At 27.9% G+C, this 22,894-nt stretch carries 19 protein-coding genes and 1 pseudogene; 7 read left to right on the top strand and 13 right to left on the bottom strand.

Annotation, left to right across the window (positions count from 1 at the left end; translation table 11 throughout):
• Positions 1 to 137 precede the first annotated feature (137 nt).
• The 7 genes and pseudogenes from I4V63_RS05090 to I4V63_RS15580 form a co-directional block, all read right to left on the bottom strand.
• Positions 138 to 1,895 carry a helicase-related protein gene (locus I4V63_RS05090; RefSeq protein ID WP_196000217.1) on the bottom strand — a complete coding sequence of 586 codons (1,758 nt, stop codon included), beginning with the start codon at positions 1,893 to 1,895 and terminating at the stop codon, positions 138 to 140.
• Positions 1,896 to 1,907: 12 nt separating this feature from the next.
• Positions 1,908 to 2,390, bottom strand: coding sequence for a flavodoxin (locus tag I4V63_RS05085; RefSeq protein ID WP_196000216.1), 483 nt, complete (start codon positions 2,388 to 2,390; stop codon positions 1,908 to 1,910).
• A gap of 269 nt (positions 2,391 to 2,659) precedes the next feature.
• Positions 2,660 to 3,037: a hypothetical protein gene (locus tag I4V63_RS05080; protein ID WP_196000215.1), complete on the bottom strand. Its 378-nt coding sequence runs from the start codon at positions 3,035 to 3,037 to the stop codon at positions 2,660 to 2,662.
• Between the two features lie 346 nt (positions 3,038 to 3,383).
• Complete coding sequence (gene hcp / locus I4V63_RS05075) at positions 3,384 to 5,111, bottom strand: hydroxylamine reductase (RefSeq protein WP_196000214.1); 1,728 nt, start codon at positions 5,109 to 5,111, stop codon at positions 3,384 to 3,386.
• Between the two features lie 98 nt (positions 5,112 to 5,209).
• Complete coding sequence (locus I4V63_RS05070; protein WP_196000213.1) at positions 5,210 to 5,890, bottom strand: Crp/Fnr family transcriptional regulator; 681 nt, start codon at positions 5,888 to 5,890, stop codon at positions 5,210 to 5,212.
• A 17-nt stretch (positions 5,891 to 5,907) separates the two neighbouring features.
• Positions 5,908 to 6,084, bottom strand: a pseudogene (locus tag I4V63_RS15585) (ATP-binding protein); the annotation flags it as partial.
• 18 nt (positions 6,085 to 6,102) lie between these two features.
• Positions 6,103 to 6,210, bottom strand: a complete 108-nt coding sequence (locus I4V63_RS15580; RefSeq protein ID WP_243280451.1) for an ATP-binding protein — start codon at positions 6,208 to 6,210, stop codon at positions 6,103 to 6,105.
• A 164-nt stretch (positions 6,211 to 6,374) separates the two neighbouring features.
• Here I4V63_RS15580 and I4V63_RS05060 point away from each other — a divergent pair, with 164 nt between their 5' ends.
• Positions 6,375 to 7,724: a [Fe-Fe] hydrogenase large subunit C-terminal domain-containing protein gene (locus I4V63_RS05060; RefSeq protein WP_196000212.1), complete on the top strand. Its 1,350-nt coding sequence runs from the start codon at positions 6,375 to 6,377 to the stop codon at positions 7,722 to 7,724.
• Between the two features lie 242 nt (positions 7,725 to 7,966).
• Entirely contained in the window at positions 7,967 to 9,208 is a 1,242-nt protein-coding gene (locus tag I4V63_RS05055; RefSeq protein ID WP_196000211.1) for a GerMN domain-containing protein, read from the top strand.
• Between the two features lie 56 nt (positions 9,209 to 9,264).
• Here the strand turns inward: I4V63_RS05055 and I4V63_RS05050 are convergent, their stop codons facing one another.
• Both I4V63_RS05050 and I4V63_RS05045 read right to left on the bottom strand, forming a co-directional pair.
• Positions 9,265 to 11,115 (bottom strand): ABC transporter ATP-binding protein, encoded by a 1,851-nt coding sequence (locus I4V63_RS05050; RefSeq protein WP_196000210.1) that lies wholly within the window; start codon positions 11,113 to 11,115, stop codon positions 9,265 to 9,267.
• Positions 11,108 to 13,351, bottom strand: coding sequence for an ABC transporter ATP-binding protein (locus I4V63_RS05045; protein WP_196000209.1), 2,244 nt, complete (start codon positions 13,349 to 13,351; stop codon positions 11,108 to 11,110). The genes I4V63_RS05050 and I4V63_RS05045 overlap by 8 nt, the downstream gene beginning before the upstream one ends.
• 183 nt (positions 13,352 to 13,534) lie before the next feature.
• Here I4V63_RS05045 and I4V63_RS05040 point away from each other — a divergent pair, with 183 nt between their 5' ends.
• Positions 13,535 to 13,975 carry a MarR family transcriptional regulator gene (locus I4V63_RS05040; RefSeq protein ID WP_196000208.1) on the top strand — a complete coding sequence of 147 codons (441 nt, stop codon included), beginning with the start codon at positions 13,535 to 13,537 and terminating at the stop codon, positions 13,973 to 13,975.
• 110 nt (positions 13,976 to 14,085) lie between these two features.
• Here the strand turns inward: I4V63_RS05040 and I4V63_RS05035 are convergent, their stop codons facing one another.
• Entirely contained in the window at positions 14,086 to 15,393 is a 1,308-nt protein-coding gene (locus I4V63_RS05035) for an NCS2 family permease (RefSeq protein WP_196000207.1), read from the bottom strand.
• Between the two features lie 324 nt (positions 15,394 to 15,717).
• On the opposite strand from I4V63_RS05035, the gene I4V63_RS05030 reads away from it, so the two are divergent.
• From I4V63_RS05030 to I4V63_RS05015, 4 genes are read left to right on the top strand one after another with little or no spacing between them, the layout of a single operon-like run.
• On the top strand, positions 15,718 to 16,695 hold the full coding sequence (locus tag I4V63_RS05030; RefSeq protein WP_196000206.1) for a metal ABC transporter substrate-binding protein: 978 nt from the start codon (positions 15,718 to 15,720) through the stop codon (positions 16,693 to 16,695).
• On the top strand, positions 16,692 to 17,486 hold the full coding sequence (locus I4V63_RS05025) for a metal ABC transporter ATP-binding protein (RefSeq protein WP_196000205.1): 795 nt from the start codon (positions 16,692 to 16,694) through the stop codon (positions 17,484 to 17,486). Before I4V63_RS05030 ends, I4V63_RS05025 begins: the two co-directional genes overlap by 4 nt.
• 3 nt (positions 17,487 to 17,489) lie before the next feature.
• Entirely contained in the window at positions 17,490 to 18,332 is an 843-nt protein-coding gene (locus I4V63_RS05020; RefSeq protein ID WP_196000204.1) for a metal ABC transporter permease, read from the top strand.
• Positions 18,333 to 18,353: 21 nt separating this feature from the next.
• Complete coding sequence (locus tag I4V63_RS05015) at positions 18,354 to 18,788, top strand: Fur family transcriptional regulator (protein WP_196000203.1); 435 nt, start codon at positions 18,354 to 18,356, stop codon at positions 18,786 to 18,788.
• A gap of 46 nt (positions 18,789 to 18,834) precedes the next feature.
• Here the strand turns inward: I4V63_RS05015 and I4V63_RS05010 are convergent, their stop codons facing one another.
• From I4V63_RS05010 to pulA, 3 genes are all read right to left on the bottom strand, one after another.
• Entirely contained in the window at positions 18,835 to 19,893 is a 1,059-nt protein-coding gene (locus I4V63_RS05010) for an aldose epimerase family protein (RefSeq protein ID WP_196000202.1), read from the bottom strand.
• Between the two features lie 74 nt (positions 19,894 to 19,967).
• The gene (locus I4V63_RS05005; protein WP_196000201.1) at positions 19,968 to 20,780 is read right to left on the bottom strand and encodes a nucleotidyltransferase domain-containing protein; all 813 of its coding nucleotides are present in this window, start codon (positions 20,778 to 20,780) and stop codon (positions 19,968 to 19,970) included.
• A gap of 105 nt (positions 20,781 to 20,885) precedes the next feature.
• Positions 20,886 to 22,871, bottom strand: a complete 1,986-nt coding sequence (gene pulA, locus I4V63_RS05000) for a type I pullulanase (protein ID WP_196000200.1) — start codon at positions 22,869 to 22,871, stop codon at positions 20,886 to 20,888.
• Positions 22,872 to 22,894 lie beyond the last annotated feature (23 nt).

The following is a 22,894-nucleotide window of genomic DNA, read 5'->3' as shown; positions in this document are numbered from 1 at the left end:
TCTTAAATACATGTTAAATTTTGTTTATCTACTTTTCTTTAATGAACATACTATTTCATTAGTTGATATAAAAATACCACAAGTATAATAACTCATGGCATTTTTAATAATTTCATAACTCTTATATAATTATAAAATTAAATTTTAACTAAAATTTCATTTATATCTTCACTTACTTTAAGCCTTTCACTATAGACCCAATCCACATCAAATTTTAGATTAAATATCTTTGAAAAGGAATAATACATATTAATCTTTTGATAATAAATCTCTAAATCGTCAAGATTTCCTGTAAAACATTCTGGCTTTGTTATTTCTTTTACCTTAGCAACAAAAACCTCTTCTACATACTCGAGGAATTTATTCATAAGTTCTTCACTTGAAACATCAAAAGGAACTTTTAATAAATCCCATTGATCCTCTTCCTTAAGCTTATATCTTTTAATTTTTTCTAATATCAATAAATACTCACTAATATCCATCTTTGTATAATACTCAATCTTTTCTTCTCTAGTTTTCCATAAAACTAGCTTTTCATTTAATGGTAAGCTTTTAATAGTAAGTATGGCCTCTGATGGACCTACAACAGCTTCTTTAATTACTTCATCTTTTACCTCTAACTTTCTACTTAAAAAATTATGCGTATCAGAAACACCTGCAACATATCCAACATCATATATACCTTTTCTACCAGCTCTACCGGCTACTTGCTTTACCTCTTGTGAAGTTAACTCTCTCATTTCTTCACCATCAAACTTTCTTATGGACATGAATATAACTCTTCTAATTGGAAGATTAACTCCCATTCCAATAGCATCAGTTGTAACTAGCACTTTATTTTCTTTATTTATAAATTGTTCATATTGCATCTTTCTAACTTCTGGTGGTAAATCACCGTAAATAATGCTAGTCTTAATATTTTTGTTAGAATAATCTTGAGCTATTTCCAAAACCCTCTTTTTAGAGAAAACTACAATAGCATCCCCTTCTTGAACATCATTATAGCTAAAGTTTTTATTTTCAACTTCTAACGGTATACTTCTATGATATTCTTTTATTTCATAATCATCTTCACAATCGTCTAAAATTTTAATTAACAACTCTTTAGCATTTATTGCTCCACAAATATGAATTTCATTACATCTAAGACCAAGCAATGCTCTAGTCCATGCAATACCTCTTTGAGAATCATTAATCATTTGTATTTCATCAATAACTGCAATATCATAACTTTGCTTTAAATTAACCTTCTCAATCGTACATGACACATGTGTAGCATTTTCTTTAATTATTTCCTCTTCTCCAGTCATTAAATCGCAAACTACACCTTCATTATTCAATTTTTCATAATTTTCTAATGCAAGTATTCTAAGTGGTGATAAATAAGCGCCTTTTTTAGCTGTTTTTAATCTTTCTACTGCATTATAAGTCTTTCCTGTATTTGTATCCCCTAAGTGAACATAAATCTTTCTTTTCATTCTTCTTGTTACCATATATTCATCTTTTGGGTTATCTGGGAAAGCCTCTTCAAAAGCTTCTCCAATAAGTTTCGGTATATGCTTCTTTGTAAGAACTGTCATAACACCTGAATTTAAAAAAGTATTATAGTTCCCCCTAACCACTTCATAAAAATCAAAATCAGTATTATTTTTTTTATTATAATCTTCAAGCATTCTCTTAGAAATGTCTTCTAATATCTCTTCATATCTATCACATACATCTTGATATTCTTTAAATCCTTCATTTTCCATTTCCTTTAATAATTTAATTTTCTTTCTAATTGAAGTTTCTTGTTCTATTAACGCTCCTACTTTTGAATGATGCGCTATTTCCTCTATTTGATTAATTTGACTCTTTAACTTTTTAAACTCTCTTAGTGCTGCATTCTTTTTCATATAATTCCTCCACTAACCTATTAGTTCTTTTGCCCACATTATTGCTTTTTTAACCTTTTCCTCTTTATTATTTTTAAGTGGCTCCATAAAATCAATTTCTCCTATAAACTTATTATTAGGAATTTCTTTTTTTATATTATTAAAAAATTTAGTTGCTGCTCCTCCACCATGACATGCAAATAATCCGATATTCTTTTTTTCAATTTTATTATTTTTTAAAAAAGTATTAAATGGTGGTGCATAAGTTCCCACCCATATAGGTGTTCCAATAAAAATATTATCATATTGATTAACATCTTTATCTAAATACAAAAGCTCTGGCTTTTCTTTTAAAATTACACTTCTTCCTCCCGAGAAATATTTTTTAAACCCTTTATCACTATACTTCTTTTTTGTTTTTAGTTCTAAAACCTCTGCATTTATAGCCTTTGCTATTGATTCTGCAATTAACCTTGTATTTCCTTCTAATGAGTAAAACACAACTAAATTCCTCATAGAATAATCTCCTCTTTTTTATATTAATTAATATAACATTATTATAAATTACTTTACATTATTACCCAACAAAAATTCATATGTAAATTTAAATCATATTATTTTCATTGATTTGAAACACAATTGACAAATTTAAATATTATACTAAATACATAAAGTGAAACAAAAAATTTCCCCTAATACAAAAAGTTCCTAGAAGATACCATCCCCCGGTAAATATTCTAGGAACTTTTTATTTATTTAAAATTTTTAGTAATCGTTTACCGGAATTAAATTATATAATTGATTAATATACATACTACTCCTGCAATAACTAAAGAAATCATTGTTGTACTTATATTTATAGTCGTTTCTATTTTTGGCAACTCTTCATTTTTCTTTTCCAATTCAAAACTTTCATTATCAAACTTAGCTAAATATTGTGCATTATTTTGTTCAGTTACTTGAAATGATAATCCAATGGGATTTCCTCCTATAGAAGAAAAAATTCCTAGCATGACAAAAAGTATTCCTTCCATAAAAAGCACATCATTTAATGGACACATTGCAGTTTTAGTAATTACCAATGCGGTAAGAATTAATACTGCGCTTAATATTACGGCATACAACATACATTTTCCAAATGATCTTATCATACTTTTATACATAACCTTTTCCCTCCATATTTATGTTATTTTTTTAATTACTTAAATAAAAAACTTAACCTCTCTTTTTACTTACCTACTATAATATACACAATTCAGTCATTAATAATCACTCTTTACTCCACATAATCCATGGCAAATTATAAATTTATGAAAGTCATTCTTATCTTAGAAAAGCTAGTAATTTTCAATAAAGAAATGGCATTATCACTATCACTTTATCATTATAATCACTTAACCTTCTTATTAATTTCCTTATAAAATCAGAAAATTCCTAGAAGTAGCTTATGTAAAATAACACTTCTAGGAATTTCTTATACCTTTATTAAAATTCTATCTTTTTTAATTATTAACTTAAGAACATCTTCATATCATCTTCTACATTAGTTATTCCACCAATTCCAAAGTTTTCAACTAAAACTTTTGCTACATTTGGTGAAAGGAATGCTGGAAGTGTTGGTCCTAAATGAATATTCTTTACTCCAAGATATAATAATGATAATAATACAATTACCGCCTTTTGTTCATACCAAGCAATATTAAATGCTATTGGTAATTCATTAATATCTTCTAACTCAAATACCTCTTTTAATTTTAATGCAATTAATGCTAATGAATATGAATCATTACATTGTCCTGCATCTAAAACTCTTGGAATTCCATTTATATCACCAAGATCTAATTTATTATATTTATATTTAGCACAACCTGCAGTTAATATTACTGTATCTTTTGGTAAAGCCTTTGCAAAGTCAGTATAGTAATTTCTTGATTTAGCTCTTCCGTCACATCCAGCCATTACAAAGAATTTCTTTATTGCACCTGTTTTAACAGCTTCAACAACTTTATCTGCTAACGCTAAAACTTGTGCATGTGCAAATCCACCAATTATTTCACCTTGTTCTATTTCTGTTGGAGCTTTACACTTCTTAGCTTGTTCAATTATTGCAGTAAAATCTTTTTTACCATTTTCATCAGCCTCAATATGAACACAACCTTCAAATCCTGCTGCTCCTGTTGTATACATTCTTGATTTATAGCTTTCATTCTTTGGTGGTACTATACAGTTAGTAGTCATTAATATTGGTCCGTTGAAGCTTTCAAATTCTTCTCTTTGCTTCCACCATGCATTACCATAGTTACCTACTAAGTGCTTGTACTTCTTTAAATTTGGATAATAATGAGCTGGTAACATTTCTGAATGAGTATAAACATCTACACCAGTTCCTTCAGTTTGAATTAACAATTGCTCTATATCCTTTAAATCATGTCCAGATACTAAAATTCCTGGATTCTTACCTACTCCTATATTTACTTTAGTTATTTCTGGATTACCATAAGTTGTAGTATTAGCAGTATCTAATAATGCCATACCATCAACCCCTACTTTACCTGTTTCTAATGTTAAAGCAATTAACTCATCTACAGTTAAAGTATCATCTACTAATTTAGCCAAAGTTTCTTGCATAAATGCATCTATTTCTTCATTATCATATCCTAGCGCATTAGCATGCTTCGAATATGCTGATAATCCTTTTAATCCATAAGTTATAAGTTCTCTTAACGATCTTATATCCTCATCTTTTGTTGCAAGAACACCAACTTCATCACTATTTGACTTTTCTTCTAATATTAAATTTAATGATTTAGCTTCCTTATTTACACCTACAATACCTTTAATCTTTTCTAAAATACCTGCTTTTTTCTCCATTTCTTCATTTGAATAAGCATCCCATAAAGCTACCTCTGATAAACCTTCTTTATTATCTAATTTAGCCATTAATTCAGCCTTTATTCTTAAAGTTTCCTTAACTCTACTATAAAACACTTCATTATCAAAATTAGCATTTGTTATAGTTGTAAATAAATTTAATGTAATAAAGTGATTTAATTCTTTATCTATTTTCTTTCCTTCTTTTCTTAATCTTGTTGTTACCTCTGATAATCCCTTAGTAACATATATTAATAAATCTTGCATATTTGCAAGTTCTGGACTTTTTCCACACACACCAAATTTAGTACATCCACTACATCCTGCTGTTTCTTGACATTGAAAACAAAACATCTTATTTTCCATACTTAAAATCCCCTTTTGAAATATATTTTTAAACTTTATGTGTTTATTCTATATCTATATAAAAAAAGAATCCGTAACATTTGTTACAGATTCTTTTTTTATATAAATAATTCTTCTTCTAAACCTTCGATATCTAATACATTTATTATTTTTCTATCAAATTCAATATAATTCATCTCTCTTAAATTAATCAATTCTCTTGATAATGATGGCCTTGGAATTCCTAATAATGCTGCAATCTCCTCTTTTGTATTTTTCAACATAATAGAATTGCTTTTTTGTTCTTTTACTTCATTTAAAATATAATTAATAACCTTTTGTCTTATACTTTTGAATGATATACTCTTTATCTTAGAATTTAAAATAAAAACCTTATTGCTTAATAAAGAAATAAAATTTTCTAATACTTTTTCTTCATTTGAGCATATTTTTAAAACATCATTTTTATTTATAAAAAGTATCTTACATTCACTTAAAGCAATAACAGTTGCTGGATAAGCCTTTGTTTTTGAAAATACTAATGCTTCTCCAAATACATCTCCTTCATCTAATCTGTTTAATACTATGTATTTACCATTAGAATATAATCTTTGTATTTCTACAATTCCATCTAAAACCAAGGCTAAACTTCTACATTCATCATCTTCATGTGCAATTATTTCGCCTTTACTATAAGTCTTTACGTAATACTTTATTTCTTTTAATACACCTTGTATGTTTTCATCACTTAATCCAATAAATAATTGATTTTTCTTTATTATTTTAATTATACTTTCCATATAATACTTCCTTTTTACTATTGTATAGGTAATATAATAATAAATTCACTTTCCTTACCAATTTCACTAATTACGCTAATTTCTCCTCCATGAAGATTAATTAAATTCTTAGTCAAAGTTAAACCTAATCCACTACCCCAAAATATTTCGGAAGAGACGCTATAAACCTGACCAAATCTATCAAAAATATTATTGTGATACTTTTCATCTCTTCATACTCCAGTATCCTTTACGACTATTCTAACTTTGCCTTCTAATTCACAAATACTAACAGTTATAGTACCTCCTGCTTCAGTGAATTTAATAAGTTTGTTCTTCATTTTCCCTCTTTTTCATCATATTTGGTTAAAATTATACTATATTTTGAATAATTTTCATACTGTTTAAAAAATCATTTTATTTTATAAGCTTTTATCTGTTTATTTTTATCTCTAAAGACAAATACTAAAATATACAAACATTATTTATTTTTGGGAGGTATATTATGAATAATAAATATGTTGATTTGTTTGATATATTAATCAAATCTTATTATGATGGAAATTTCGATGAAACATTAAATAAGATAATCACTTGTCACGAAAAGTCTCCACAAGAAACCTTTGCAATAATAACTTCTTTATGTGGTGTTGATATTAAATTTGATAATAACTATGTCTATAATTTAAAAAAGGCAATTACAGAATATAATGTTAATAAAAAGATAGTTGAAAAACTTGAATGTTCTGGTGCAACTTGCAAACCTGATGAAAACAATGTTTACACTTGCCAAAGAGCCTGCCCCTTTAATGCTATAGTTTACGATAATAAAAATAAAACAACAGTTATTGATAAAGATATTTGTATTGACTGTGGAATTTGCGTTGATTCTTGTAAGGATGGGCGTATTTTAGATAAAACTGAATTTTTACCTATTATGGATTTAATAAAAAATAATAAAACAGTTATAGCTGCTGTTGCGCCTGCTATTATGGGCCAATTTGGTGAAGATGTTACTATGGACCAATTAAGAGCTTCATTTATAAAAATAGGCTTTACTGATATGATCGAAGTGGCCTTTGCTGCAGATATGCTAACAATTAAAGAAGCTGTAGAATTTGATAAACATGTTAAAAGTCCAAAAGATTTAATGATTACCTCTTGCTGTTGTCCAATGTGGGTTGGAATGTTAAAGAAAGTTTATAAAGATTTAATACCTAATCTTTCACCTTCTGTATCTCCTATGATTGCAGCTGGAAGGGTAATAAAGGCTCTTAATGAAGATGCAAAAGTTGTATTTATAGGTCCATGTATTGCTAAAAAAGCTGAAGCTAAAGCTCCAGATGTTGCTGATGCCATTGATTTCGTACTAACTTTCCAAGAGTTAAATGATATATTTAAAGCATTTAATTTTCATCCAAGAGACTTAAAAGGAGTTCCTTCTATAGAATATACTTCAAGAGGTGGAAGACTCTATGCTAGAACTGGAGGTGTCTCAATTGCCGTTTCAGAGGCTATTGAAGAATTATATCCTGATAAGGTTAAATATTTTAAATCCAAAAAAGTAGAAGGAGTAAAAGAATGTAAAGAAGTTCTTGATAAAGCAATGAAGGGAGAATTAGATGCAAGCTTCCTTGAAGGAATGGGTTGTATTGGCGGTTGTGTTGGCGGTCCTAAGATTCTAGTACCTCCTGATGATGCAAAAAAAGCAGTTGATAAATTTGCCTATGATGCTTCAATTAAAGTTGCTGTTCATAGCAAAATCCTTGATGATGTATTAGAAAAGATAGGCATTACATCATTAAAAGATTTCGAAGATCCTCAAAAAATCAGTATGTTAGAAAGAGATTTCTAGCATTTAACATATCAGAAAGCTATTACTAATAACTATTAGTAATAGCTTTTTTAATGTATAGCCCAAATTAAAATTTATTTGTCTGAATTTTATTTCTACTAATGAACATAAATAATAAGTTTATTCAAGTTTTTATAAATTTAAAAAACTTATATAAGCCTTTAATCACAGCTATTATAAAATTCATATACTATAATAACAATCAAAAAATTATTACACAAATGATTATGAGGTGAGTAACTATGAGAATACAATCAAAAGACTACCTTCCATCTAAATCAAATTCAATTTATCTCTATAAAGGAATAAACAACGATACTTTTACCTTTAAAAGATATATTGAATATATTAATAATGATAAAATTCAAATTAAATTTGATAATGGTTTAAATTCTTTTGTTAATGTTTATGAATATACTCCTGATGGTATTAAACTTTGCTACTACACAGGCACATCTTTATATCGTCAAGATTTTACAACCCATGCAGGTTGTATAAATAACTATTTAATAAAAGACCCTATTGCTAAGGATAATATTTGGATTTTATCTGATGGTAGCAAACGCTGCATTACAAATATCGATGTAAAGGTCAAAACTCAATTTAAGCTTTATGATTCAGCTATAGAAGTTGTTACAACAGCAAAAAACAATTCTCAATTTTCAATAAACTATTATGTACTAGGTATAGGTTTAGTAAAAAGCATTTATTATATTAATAAAAAAGGATTTCTTTCTTTTGAATTAGAAGATATCTTAGACGATATTCCTTATTCAAAAAAAGTTAAATTTTATTATCCTGATAAAAACTTAAATACTATTTGGTCTGTTGAAAAAACTATAATTTTTAATACTAATGATGACCCTTCAATAGTTTTTTCTAAAGAATTCGAATCTTCTCCTAAAGGACTATTACCATTAATCAATAGAAATACTGTAATTAATAAAATGAATTATAATTTAAGTACTAATTCTGTTAATATAGACTTTTCTAAAGATATATTGCTTAATTTAAATAGTAGTTCAGAATATAATACTTTATTTTATTATTCAATTTATAATACACTAAAGGATTTCTATAATACTGATAATATTTTAATTAATATTGAAGGCATGCCTATAAAAAAATATCTTAACATTTCTCCATTATCTCATAACCTTATAATCCAAAATTGGAAAATAGAAGACTGTAAATATCCTTTCACATATGTTGTTAAGGATAATGATACTCTTATTAATATTTCAAGAAAATTTAATATAAGCTATTTAAAACTTGCTAAGCTAAATAATATCGAAAATCCAAATACTATTAATAAACATCAGGTTCTTCAGATATATTCATCAGGAGTATATTCTTTAAAAGAAGGAGATTCACTAAAGGAAATAGCCACTATGTTTGGTTTATCTATTGAAGAATTAATTAAAATTAATAATATATCTAATTTAGATGTTTTAAAACCTGGTTTAAAAATAAGGTTATGCTAAAAAGGAAACTCCAGTAAATTGGAGTTTCCTTCTTAAAATAATATAATATTTAAAATCTAAGCTTCCGCTTTTTCAAATTGACTGTTATAAAGATTTGCATAGAATCCACCCTTAGCTAATAACTCTTCATGGTTTCCTTGCTCTACTATATCTCCATCCTTCATAACTAAAATCAAATCAGCATCTCTAATTGTAGAAAGTCTATGAGCAATTATAAAACTTGTTCTTCCATGCATTAAGTTATCCATTGCCTTTTGAATTAACACTTCAGTTCTTGTATCAACTGAGCTCGTAGCTTCATCAAGAATTAATATCTTAGGATCTGCTAATATTGCACGAGCAATAGTTAATAATTGCTTTTGTCCTTGTGATACATTACTTGCTTCTTCATTCAGCTCCATATCATATCCATGAGGTAATGTTTTTATAAAACTATGAACATGCGCTGCTTTTGCTGCTTGCTTAACTTCTTCATCAGTAGCATCTAATCTACCATAACGTAAATTTTCCATTATAGTTCCATTAAATAACCATGTATCTTGAAGAACCATACCAAACATTTTTCTTAAATCGTTTCTTTTGAAATCTTTAATATTATGCCCATCAATTAAAATAGCTCCATCATTAACATCATAAAATCTCATAAGAAGTTTAACCATTGTTGTCTTACCAGCACCAGTTGGACCTACTATTGCAACTCTTTGACCTGGTTTTATATGCGCTGTGAAATCATTAATAATTGTTCTTTCTGGATTATATCCAAAATGAACATCCTTGAAGTCAACTTTTCCTTCTATATTATCAGTACTTACTGGATCTTTGATATCTAAGCATTCTTCTTCTTCATCTAAGAATTCAAATACCCTTTCAGCAGCTGCTGCAGTTGATTGAAGTACATTTGCTATTTGTGCAGTTTGACTTATTGGTTGCATAAATGATCTAATATATTGAACAAAAGATAGAATATCACCAACTTGAATAACCTCTTTAATTGCTAACCATCCACCAAGTATTGATACTATAACATATCCTAAGTTACCTACAAAAGTCATTATAGGCATCATCATACCTGATAAAAATTGTGATTTCCAAGCACTATTATAAAGCGTATCATTAAGTTCAGTAAATTTATTTATTTCTCTTGCCTCTGCATTAAATGCCTTCATTACGTTATGTCCAGAATAAACTTCTTCAACTTGACCATTAACATATCCTAAATACTCTTGTTGAGTTTTAAAATACTTTTGAGATTTTTTAACAACAATAGTAATTAACCCTGCAGAAACTGGAATTATAATTAATGAAGCTAATGTCATTATCCAGTTTATTGAGAACATCATTATAAGTACCCCAATAAGTGTAGTTGCTGATGTTAACATTTGTGATAAACTCTGATTTAAAGTTTGGCTCACAGTATCAACATCATTTGTTACCCTTGATAATACTTCTCCATGTGTTTTAGTATCAAAATACTTAAGTGGCATTCTATTTATTTTTTCAGATATTTCTTTTCTCATATTATAAGATACTTTTTGAGCAACACCTGCCATTACCCACCCTTGTATTAACGAGAAAATTACACTAATTAAATATAAACCTACTAATAATAAAATTATTTCACCTATACGAGTAAAGTTAATTCCTTCAGCATTAGTAGTTGTAACTTTTTTAACTAATCCATTAAATATTTCTGTAGTTGCTTCTCCTAATATTTTTGGTCCTACAATTGAAAATGCAGCAGAACCAATAGCAAATATTACAACAATTATTATAGATAAGCTATAAGGCTTTAAATATGTTGCAAGAGTCTTCATAGTCTTTTTGAAATCTTTAGCCTTTTCGCCACCTTTTCCCATTCCACCCATTGGACCTCCACCCATTGGGCCTCTCATTCTTTGCTTACTCATTTGAAAGCTCCTCCTTTGAAAGTTGTGATAGAGCTATTTGCTGATAAACTTCACAGTTTTCCATAAGCTCTTTATGAGTTCCTTTACCAACAACCTTACCTTCATCAAGAACTATAATTTGATTTGCACTCATTATAGTACTTATTCTTTGAGCAACAATTAAAAGTGTACTTTCTTTTAATTCAGTATTTATTGCTTTTCTAAGCTTAGCATCTGTCTTAAAATCTAGTGCTGAAAAACTATCATCAAATATAAATACTTCTGGCTTTTTAGCTATGGCACGTGCAATGGATAATCTTTGTTTTTGACCACCTGAAACATTTGTACCGCCTTGAGCAATTTCTGTATTAAATCTATCTTCTTTACTATTTATAAATTCCATCGCTTGAGCAATTTCAGAAGCCTTTATCATATCTTCATCACTTATATGATCTCCACCATACTTTAAGTTACTTTCAATTGTACCTGAGAATAAAAGTCCTTTTTGAGGGATAAATCCTATCTTTTCTCTTAAATCATATTGAGATACATTTTTTATATTTACTCCATCAATTAATATTTCCCCTTCAGTTGCATCATAGAAACGAGGTATTAAATTAATTAATGTAGATTTACCACTACCTGTACTACCAATAAATGCAGTAGTTTCTCCTGGAAGAGCTTTGAAGCTAACATTACTTATTACATCCTCATCAGCTCCTGGATATCTGAATGAAACATTCTTAAATTCAATAGTTCCTTTTTCATCATGGTTAAATTTTTGTAAATTATCTGAATCTTTAACTGCTACATCAACATTTAAAACTTCAGATACACGTTGAGCTGAAACCATTGCTCTTGGTAAAATAACTGAAACCATTGATATCATTAAGAATGCCATAATTATTTGCATAGTATATTGCATAAATGCCATCATTGTACCAACTTGCATAATACCTTCATCAATTCTATGAGCTCCAACCCATACTATTAGTAATGTTATTGCATTCATTATAAACATCATTAATGGCATCATTGTTGTCATAATTCTATTAACAAAAAGATTTGTTTTTGTTAAGTTTTTATTTGCAACTTCAAACTTCTCTTCTTCATACTTTTGAGTACTAAAAGCACGTATAACAAGCATACCAGTTAAACTTTCTCTTGTAACAAGATTTAATCTATCAACAAGCTTTTGTACACTTTTAAATTTCGGCATAGCAAATGTAAATAATACAATTACTAAAAGTAATATTGATATTACCGCAACTACAATTACCCATCCCATTGATGCTCCAGTATTAATAACCTTAATAACACCACCAATACCTAATATAGGTGCATAGAATACGATTCTTAATCCCATTACAACAAGCATAATAATTTGTTGTATATCATTTGTTGTTCTAGTAATAAGTGATGCTGTTGAAAATTCATCAAATTCTGAATTTGAGAAACCAACAACTTTATTAAATACATCTTTTCTTAAATTTCTACCTAATGCAGCTCCAACTCTTGCAGCTATAAAACTTACAAATACTGTTGCTAGCATACTAATTAAAGCAATACCAACCATTTTTACTCCAGCTATTATTACATAATTAGATTGAAGCTTGTCAGTATTAATACCAATATCTTTATATTGTTCTTTTACATAGCTAGTAGCTGATTGAGTTATCATACTATCAGGCATGTCAGCTAACTTTTCATCAACACTTGCTAACATACTATCAATTTGATCTTGAGGCATCATTTTTAACACTTCAAAAGGATCCATAGTAGATAAATCCATGCCTTGTGGAGCCATGCTATCAATACCTGGAACTCCGCTTAATCCTTGAGATTCTAGCATTGAAATAATAAGCATTGGTTTTCCGAATATGTTATTTAATTCATCTAGCTTTTCTTTATCTTTACTATCTAATTTATAAATACTTTCATTTTCTAGCTCTGGATAATCCTTTAGATATTTATTATACTCATCAGTAGTAAGATTACCTTTATCTAATAAAATATAATTATCATCTATGACTGTCTTTTGATCATCATTCATGAAAATAAATAGCTTTTGCATTTCTGATGATTTAATAACTTTAGGAACAGCATTTTCTACTCCCCCTTGTTGTATTCCCACATTAACTATATCCGACATATAGTCTGGTAATGATAAATCACATATAGCTTGAACAAATAATAATGCTATTGCAAGTATCATTGAACCAACAAAAGGCTTTAAGTGTTTTAATAAATTAAGCATAAGCTCTCCTCTCCTTATTTTAAATTAATATATTTCTATTTTTATAATAATTATATTTTCATAACCATTCTCTGTCAATATAATAATTATATTTTTATAATAGTTATATTTTTACAACTATATATTGTAAACTATTTTTTTATAGATTATAATATTATCAATTATTATTGTAAGGAGGCTAACATGACTACTTTATATTTAAATGAAATATCTGATAATTTATATTTACTATTATTATCTCTAAATAGACATATTTTTAATCCTAATGTTCTTACAAAAAAATTTAATGTCCCACATTCACATATAAAAGTATTATTTCATTTAATCCATCATGGTCCAACATCGATTTCTAAAATGGCTAAAGAACTTTGTATATCTAAGCCTAATATGACTCCTGTAATCGATAAGCTAGTTGAAGACGGCTTTGTTACAAGAGATTATGATCCAACTGATAGAAGAGTTATATTAATACAAACTACACCAAAAGCTCTAGAATTTTTAAAAGAAACTCAAGACTTTATTAAGGAAATAATAAAAGAAAAACTATCTTCTTTAAATGAAGAAGATATAAATACTTTATCTACTTCTTTAGATTCATTATTATCTGTAATAAAGAAATTTTAAAATTACTCTTATACTATATTTTAAAATTTAAAAATTGTGCAAAAACAAAGGCCCACTTTGATAATTTATCAAGTGGACCTTTTCCTTAATTTATTTTAATATAAACTTATTTATATAAATATGAATTTTAATACAAATATTATTCCAACCATTACTGTTGGCCAAGTAACTTCTTTCCATCTACCTGTAAATAACTTTAGTAATATGTACGATACAACTCCAAATACTATACCATCTGAAATTGAATATGCAAATGGCATCATTATTATTGTTAAAAATGCTGGAATTGCTTCAGTATAATCTTCTAAATCCAATTCTTTTATATTTTCTATCATAAATAATCCAACTATAACTAAAACTGAAGCTGTAACTGCCGAAGTAAACACTCCAAATATCGGTGATAGGAATAATGCTAAGAAGAACATAAATGCTGTAGATACTGCTGTTAATCCAGTTCTTCCTCCTTCTGCAACACCTGATGCACTTTCAACAAATGTACTAACTGTACTTGTTCCAAGACATGCACCAACAGTTGTTCCTACTGCATCTGCAAATAATGCCTTTTTAATATTCGGAACTTTCCCATTTTTATCTAACATATTTGCTTTAGTAGCAACTCCAACTAAAGTTCCTATAGTATCAAACATATCCATAAATAATAAAGTAAATAATACTATTACCATATCCCAAGAAAAAATATTATGCCATTCAAACTGCATAAAGGTTGAACTTATTGATGGTGGCATACTAAAAATCTTATCTGGAAGGCTTACTACTCCCATAGGTATACCTATTATAGCAGTTATTATCATTCCTAAGAATAATGCACCCTTAATTTTTCTTGCAACTAATATACCAGTAATTACTATTCCTATAATTGCTAAAAGCCCTGTTCCTGAAGTAATATTTCCCAAAGACACTATTGTTCCTCCATCAGCTGGATGAACAACTATTCCTGCACCTTCTAAGCCAAGTAATGCTATAAATAATCCTATTCCAACTGAAATAGCTTTTTTTATATTTACTGGAATTGAATCAACAATTGCTTCTCTTACATTAAATGCTGTTAATAACAAGAAAATTATTCCTTCTAATAATACTGCTGTTAAAGCAAATTGATATGAATATCCCATAGATAAAACTACAGTATATGCAAAGAATGCATTTAATCCCATACCAGGAGCTAAGGCAAACGGTAATTTTGCATATAACCCCATTACTAATGTAGCAATTATAGACGATAAAGCAGTTGCCGTAAATACTGCCCCTGAGTCCATACCTGCTGCTGATAAAATACTTGGATTAACCACTAGTATATATGCCATTGTCATAAATGTTGTAATACCAGCAATAAATTCTTGCTTAGGATTTGTATTATTTTCCTTAAGTTTAAAATAATTATTTAAAAACTTATTCATTAAATCACCTTTTTCTTTTGTTTTAAATTAGAGCTCAAATTTTATTTTTTGTTCAAATTTACTCATTAACCTAATGAGCAAATGAGTTACCTTATATATAATAACAGAAATTTTTAAAAATCCAATAGTTTTTACGAACACTTTTTTGTTTTTTTATTTTTTTATTCATCTTTAGTTTTTTTATATATTTTTATACTTTACTGTCAAAACTTTTATTATACTATCAATTTAATAAAAAAAATTATAATTTACATTTAAACTAAAAAGTGTATAATTAATATTATAATTGCAAATTATTATCATTTGACTTTAGGAGGACAAATTATGAAATTCAAACTACCAAAGCTATTATCATTATTATTAGCAACTTCATTATTATTTATAGGTTGCAATAATACTCAAGTTTCGGATAAATCTAATGAAGATGATACTTTAAATATAGTAACATCTTTCTATCCTATATATATATCAACTTTAAATATTGTAAAAGATATTCCAAATGTAACACTTACAAATATGACTAAATCTCAAACTGGTTGTTTACATGACTATCAACTTACACCTCAAGATTTAAAAACACTAGAAAATGCTGATATTCTAATTGTAAATGGTGCTGGAATGGAATCCTTCTTAGACAGTATCATTTCCCAATATCCAAATCTTCAAATAATAGATGCTAGTTCAGGACTTGACCTATTAGAGGATGATACACATAGTCATGATACCGAAGATGACCATGATGAAGATGATCACAATCATGATACTGAAGATGACCATGATCATGAATACAATGCTCATATTTGGGTTAGTGTATCAGGTAATATAAATGAAGTTAAAAACATTGCTTCTCAACTTGAAACTTTAGATCCTGAAAACAAGAATGCTTATGAAACAAATACTAATACTTATGTTTCTAAATTAGAAGATTTAAAAACTAAAATGCATACTGAGCTAGATAGATTACCCAATAGAGATATAATTACTTTCCATGAAGCATTCCCATATTTTGCAGAAGAATTTAATTTAAATATTGTTGGTGTTATCGAAATTGAGCCTGATTCTGAACCATCTGCTAAGGAAATCGAAAATATAATTGCTACTGTAAAAGCAAACAATATAAAGGCTCTATTTACTGAACCTCAATATTCATCTCAAGTTGCACAAACTATAGCTAATGAAACTGGCGCTACAGTTTACGAATTAGATCCTATAGTAACTGGGGATGCTAATTCTGATGCATATGACGATTATATAAATAAAATGCAAAAAAATCTTGATGTGTTAAAAGAGGCGTTGAAATGATAAAAAAAGCTAACTTTAATAAAAATAACAGCTGTAATAACTTCTGCTGTACAAAAATTGATAATTTTTCTGTTACCATTGGTAACAATGAGATACTTAAGGATGTAAATCTCCACATTCATTGTGGAGAACTTACTTCCATCATTGGGCCTAATGGAGCTGGAAAAAGTACACTTCTTAAAGCTTTACTTGGCGAAGTTAAACATACTGGAAACTTAACATTTACAGGCCAAAATAATAATACTTATCATCAACCTATAATTGGTTATGTACCTCAATATTTAACTTTTGATAAAAACACACCAATTAGTGTACTTGATTTATTTGTCTGTTGTAAAACAACAAAACCCTCATGGATTAAACCTAAAAAAAAGTTACGTGAAAAAGTATTAGAAAGCTTAAATAGAGTTAAAGTACCTTATTTAATAGATAGACGTTTAGGTGCTTTATCTGGTGGAGAACTACAAAGAGTTTTACTTGCACTAGCATTGGATCCTATTCCTAATATACTTTTACTTGATGAACCTGTTTCTGGTGTGGATCAAAATGGTTTAGAGCTATTTTATCAGATATTATTGGACATTAAAAAGAATTATGATTTATCTATTATTTTAGTCTCTCATGATTTAGATTTAGTATATAAATACTCTGATCGTGTAGCACTTATAAACGGTACTGTAGTATGCTCTGGTACCCCTAATCAAGTATTTAATGATCCAGCTACAAAAAAGATCTTTGGATTATCATTTAATGCTTCAAATGAAGATTCATCTAAAACAGGAGGACTTTAAAAAATGTTTGACACTTTATACAATGCCATTGATTTTCTTTTACCATTTCAGTGGCTTTCTCATACATTCATGAAAAATGCACTTATAGCTATTATAATTATTACACCACTATTCGGTTTATTAAGCACAATGGTTGTAAGTAATAAAATGTCCTTTTTTGCAGACTCATTAGGGCATGGAGCATTTACTGGAATAGCTCTTGGTATACTTTTAGGCGGAATGGATCCTATGTGGGGTGCTACCTTATTTTCAGTTTGTTTTGCAATTGCAATAACTATAATTAAAAATAAAGGAACTTCTTCTACTGATACGATAATAGGGGTATTTTCTTCTATGTCTATTGCTTTAGGATTAGTACTTATGAGTTTTTCTAGTAGTTTAAGTAAATTTTCATCCTATTTAGTTGGTGATTTACTTAGTATATCTCAGGGGCAAATAGTACTATTAATATTTGTATTTATAGCTGTAATTACACTTTGGATATTAATATTTAATAAGCTTCTTGTTACAAGTTTAAATACATCACTTGCTAATAGTCGTGGTATGAATACATTATTAATAGAAATTATATTTACTTGCACTATTGCTGTTATTGTAACATTAACTATAAGATGGGTAGGCTTATTAATTATAAATTCACTTTTAGTATTACCAGCTGCTGCTGCACGTAATATTTCAAAAAACATTCGTCAATATCATTTATTTTCAATATTGATTGCTATTTTTTCTGGAATTGTTGGGCTAATAATCTCTTACTATCTTAATACTGTTACAGGTGCAACTATAGTTCTTGTTGCATCAGTTATATTCTTTATAACTTTACTAGCTAGACGTAAATTTATATAGTGTTTTTATGGGGGTATTACATTGGACAATAATATTAATTTTAGTGACCTCCTTAAATCAAAGGGCTTAAAGGTTACAAAACATAGGACTTCAGTTCTTAAGGTAATAGTAGAAAGTAAACAACCTCTTAGTGCTGAAGAAATTTACTTAAAATTAAAAGAAAATTCAATCTCAGTTAATTTATCTTCCATTTACAAAATACTTGATTCTTTATCAAGTAAAAATGTTATATCTAAATGTATATTAGGAGACGATAATAAGACCTCTTACGAAATTACCTCATCAGCTCATATGCATCATTTAATATGCAAGCAATGTAAAGAGGTCTTTCCATTAACCGATTGCCCTTTATGCATTTATGAAAAACATTTAAAAGATGATATGGATTTTGATGTAACTGACCATAAACTCGAAATTTATGGATATTGTAAAAATTGCAAAAAAAATAAAAAATAAATTTAAATGGCTCCTATCACATAGATAGGAGCCATTTAAATTTATTTTATTCTCTTACACTAACCTTATATATAGTTGTATGATTATACTCTTCTCCAGCCTTTAATATTACATTAGTAAATTTTTCATGATGCAAACTATCTGGGAAATACTGAGTTTCAAGGCATAGACCTTGTCTCTTTTTATAGTTAACTCCACCTTTCCCCACTTCTCTTTCATTTAGAAAGTTTCCAGTGTAAAATTGTATACCTGGCTTAGTTGTGAATACCTCTAAAACTCTACCACTATTATCATCAATAACTTCTGCTGCCTTTTTTAGTTGGCCATTATAATCATCTATAATCCAGTTATGATCATATCCATTGCCATTTATTAATTGATCATATTCTTCATTAATATCTCTACCAACACATTTAAACTCAGTGAAATCCATAGGAGTTCCTATTATATTTCTTATTTCTCCTGTTGGAATGCTTTCTGAGTTAGCTGCTGTTATGTTTTTTGAATTAATCCTTACTTTATGATTTAAAATATCTCCAGATGAGTGTCCACTTAAATTAAAATATGAATGATTAGTTAAATTTACTATTGTATCCTTATCACTTTTTCCAAAATAATTAATAATCAATTCATTTTCATTTGTTAATCTATACTGAACATTAACATTTAAATTACCAGGATAATTTTCTTCCCCATCTTTACTTAAATATGATAATTTTAAATATTCTCCATTATTATCTTCTAATACCTCTGAATCCCAGACTACTCTATTAAATCCCTTATCCCCACCATGAAGATGATTATTTCCATCATTTCTTGCTAACTCATATTTTTCGCCATTAATTTTTATAGAAGCATCAGCTATTCTATTGGCACAACGTCCAATTATAGCTCCAAAATATGTTGTAGTTGTTTTATAGTCCTCAAAATTATCATATCCTAATACAATATCATCACTTTGTCCATTTTTATCTCTTGTTTCAAACGATAAAATTATACCTCCAAAATTAGTAATTCTTACCTTCGAATTATTATTTTCTAAAGTATAAATGTAAATTGATTTATTATCAATTTTGTTATTCATTTTTTCTCTTAAAATCCCCATATTTCCATCCTCTTTTAAAATCAGTTTCAAAATTAATTATACCAATTTATCTCACCAATGTAAACAATTCCACCTTAACTTATCAACTTTTCATCTTTCAATATCTCTTCTAACTGCTTTACAATATTATCTATATTACTTAATATACTAATATCACATTTACTTATACTATCAAATAAATTTTTAATATTACTTTCAAAATCACCTGGCAACTTTTTGCATGATTTCACTACAATATTCAATAATCTTTTTTCCCCTGGATGTGGCATTTCATTTATTGCAAAAATTATATCAAAATAGCTATCTAAAAAAGCTGAAACCCTATTATTTATATTTACTATATCATTTCTATTTATTGCTTTTTCTATTTGATTATAATATGCTGAAAAATTGTTTTTTAAAATCGGATAATTGTTTTTTATTATATTTATCTTTAATTCTTTAGGATATGGTATAGTATATTTCTCTTGAAGATCTTTAAATTTATTATCTCTATCATATACTATATTAGAATTTATTACATTATTCCAAAAGCAAGTAGTATATCCAGTAGATGCAATATGATTATCAACTACATTTTTTAATTGATCTACTAGCCATTGATACTCAAAATATGCTATATCTACTGTTATTGATGAATTTCTAATTATAAATTCATCAGATGGTCCCCAAAATGTATTATTTATCTCCATTAAATCAGAGAATTTTTTTGCAATACTTTCTCTTTTCTCAACGGATATTTCCTTATCTATAATAATATCTATATCTATATCTGAATAAGTATCCTTTCTACCACTCGCACATGAACCTGCCAATACTATAGCTACAACTTCATTTAATCGCTTGAACTCATTAACTAGTTGATATACAATCATGTTCATTCCCATAAAATCTCACTCCTTTTTTTCCTTAAATATAATATATAGAATGCTACTATATAAATAATAAAGAAGCATTCTATATAATTTATTCTTATTTTTAAAAATAATATCCTATTTAATTAATACCTTTATTGATTTTCTTGAAACATTTACCTTACTACTTTTTATTGTTTCAAGTATTTCCTTTCCAGCCCTTTTTTCATCAACAATAACATTCCAATTATTTTCATTAAGATCTATCTCAATATCCTTATCATTAGCATTAATGATAACTGCTATTTTATTACACTTACTATCTATATTTTTAGCTTCGATAATATATGCTACCAAATTATTATCTCTAAAATTTATACCCCTTTTTAAGAAATGAATATTTTCTTTAATTTCTTCATTTGTATTCATCCTAAATGCTTTATATTCTTTTCTTAACGATATTAATCCCTTATAATATTCAAATAAATCGTTATATTTAACTTTTCTATCCCAATAAATTTTATTCACTTTATCTGATGATGCAAAACTATTTTCCACTAATTCCCCTTGCTCATCTTCTTTGGTTCTTGCCATTTCCTCTCCTGCATGTACAAAACTTATTCCTTGAGATGTAAATATTATTCCTGCTATTAACTTATTCATGGCAATTAATTCTTCTTCTGTACAATTAGGTGTAGATATCTTAAGTTTATCCCAAAGAGTATAATTATCATGAGCCGAAGCATAATTTATTGTTTGATATGGTTCATTAGACCAAAAATCATTAGAATAAACTACACTTTCTGTATCTATCTCTTCATGCTGTGTTGATGCAACTACAGCAAATTTAATAGTTTCTTCAAGCCCATCTTTTCCATTTACAAAACCAGTTTCTTCCTCATAAAAAACATGCCCTTTAACTCCATCTCTACAATCATCACTAAAGGCTGCTATTTGCAACTTATCAAATTTGTAAGTATTTTTCTTTAATGCAGCTAATTCTTCTTTTAAAGGGCTTGGTCCTCCTGTCCATCCTTCTCCATACATAATTATAGATTGATCGATCTTATTTAATTCTTCTCTAATCAATTTCATGGTTTCTATATCATGTATTCCCATTAAATCAAATCTAAATCCATCAACATGATATTCCTTTGCCCAATAAACAATAGAATCAATCATATATCTTCTAAACATATATCTTTCTGAAGCGGTTTCATTACCACATGCTGATGCATCGCTATATTCACCATTTTCATCTTGCCTATAATAGTATCCTGGTACAGCCTTATTTAAACAAGAGTCTAAGTTATAAGTATGATTGTATACAACATCCATAACCACTCTTATTCCAGCTTCATGTAATGATTTAACCATTTCTTTAAATTCCTTTATCCTAACATTACCCAAATACGGATTAGTAGAATAAGACCCTTCAGGAACATTATAATTTTTAGGATCATAGCCCCAGTTGAATTGAGGTTTCTCTAATTTAGTTTCATCTATAGATCCAAAATCAAAGGCTGGTAATAAGTGAATATGAGTAAATCCCATATCCTTTATATGATTTACTACTGTTTTAACATTTGTTCCTGGAATACATGAGTCCAAGATGGTTAATGCTTTAAATTTACCCTTATACTCATTACTTATTCCTGAAGTCTCATCAATTGATAAATCTCTTATATGTGCCTCATAAATTATTGAATCTGTAGCATATTTCAATTCAGGCTTAGTATCATTTTCCCAACCTTCTGGATTAGTACTATCTAAATCAATGACCATTCCCCTATTACCATTGACCCCTACAGCTTTTGCATATGGATCTACAACTTCATTAACTTTACCATTTATATCAATTAAATAATTATAATATTCACCATTAAAATCACCATTTAATTCAGTTATCCAAGTACCATTAATACCTTTACTCATTGTATAGACCTTTTTAGCTTTACAATCAAACTCATACCCATTATTACCATACAACGCTAATTTAACTTTTTCTGCTGTTGGAGCCCATAATACAAATTTACATTTATCCTTAGAATAAATAACTCCTAGTTCTCCATCATAACCATATAATTTATCAAAATCATTATTAAAATTTAATTTAATACTCATTATACTCTATCCCCTCCATAAAG

It is taken from the genome of Clostridium sp. 1001271B_151109_B4 (assembly GCF_015670405.1).
Lineage (GTDB): Bacteria > Bacillota > Clostridia > Clostridiales > Clostridiaceae > Clostridium.
Note: the sequence above shows the minus strand (reverse complement) of the source record. Positions and strands in the feature narration are given on the sequence as shown.

Excerpts from the sequence above, each read along its gene's own strand:
- I4V63_RS05090 (WP_196000217.1), bottom strand. The coding sequence starts at position 1,895 with ATGAAAAAGAATGCAGCACTAAGAGAGTTTAAAAAGTTAAAGAGTCAA.
- I4V63_RS05085 (WP_196000216.1), bottom strand. The coding sequence starts at position 2,390 with ATGAGGAATTTAGTTGTGTTTTACTCATTAGAAGGAAATACAAGGTTA.
- I4V63_RS05080 (WP_196000215.1), bottom strand. The coding sequence starts at position 3,037 with ATGTATAAAAGTATGATAAGATCATTTGGAAAATGTATGTTGTATGCC.
- hcp (WP_196000214.1), bottom strand. The coding sequence starts at position 5,111 with ATGGAAAATAAGATGTTTTGTTTTCAATGTCAAGAAACAGCAGGATGT.
- I4V63_RS05070 (WP_196000213.1), bottom strand. The coding sequence starts at position 5,890 with ATGGAAAGTATAATTAAAATAATAAAGAAAAATCAATTATTTATTGGA.
- I4V63_RS15580 (WP_243280451.1), bottom strand. The coding sequence starts at position 6,210 with ATGAAGAACAAACTTATTAAATTCACTGAAGCAGGAGGTACTATAACT.
- I4V63_RS05060 (WP_196000212.1), top strand. The coding sequence starts at position 6,375 with ATGAATAATAAATATGTTGATTTGTTTGATATATTAATCAAATCTTAT.
- I4V63_RS05055 (WP_196000211.1), top strand. The coding sequence starts at position 7,967 with ATGAGAATACAATCAAAAGACTACCTTCCATCTAAATCAAATTCAATT.
- I4V63_RS05050 (WP_196000210.1), bottom strand. The coding sequence starts at position 11,115 with ATGAGTAAGCAAAGAATGAGAGGCCCAATGGGTGGAGGTCCAATGGGT.
- I4V63_RS05045 (WP_196000209.1), bottom strand. The coding sequence starts at position 13,351 with ATGCTTAATTTATTAAAACACTTAAAGCCTTTTGTTGGTTCAATGATA.
- I4V63_RS05040 (WP_196000208.1), top strand. The coding sequence starts at position 13,535 with ATGACTACTTTATATTTAAATGAAATATCTGATAATTTATATTTACTA.
- I4V63_RS05035 (WP_196000207.1), bottom strand. The coding sequence starts at position 15,393 with ATGAATAAGTTTTTAAATAATTATTTTAAACTTAAGGAAAATAATACA.
- I4V63_RS05030 (WP_196000206.1), top strand. The coding sequence starts at position 15,718 with ATGAAATTCAAACTACCAAAGCTATTATCATTATTATTAGCAACTTCA.
- I4V63_RS05025 (WP_196000205.1), top strand. The coding sequence starts at position 16,692 with ATGATAAAAAAAGCTAACTTTAATAAAAATAACAGCTGTAATAACTTC.
- I4V63_RS05020 (WP_196000204.1), top strand. The coding sequence starts at position 17,490 with ATGTTTGACACTTTATACAATGCCATTGATTTTCTTTTACCATTTCAG.
- I4V63_RS05010 (WP_196000202.1), bottom strand. The coding sequence starts at position 19,893 with ATGGGGATTTTAAGAGAAAAAATGAATAACAAAATTGATAATAAATCA.
- I4V63_RS05005 (WP_196000201.1), bottom strand. The coding sequence starts at position 20,780 with ATGGGAATGAACATGATTGTATATCAACTAGTTAATGAGTTCAAGCGA.
- pulA (WP_196000200.1), bottom strand. The coding sequence starts at position 22,871 with ATGAGTATTAAATTAAATTTTAATAATGATTTTGATAAATTATATGGT.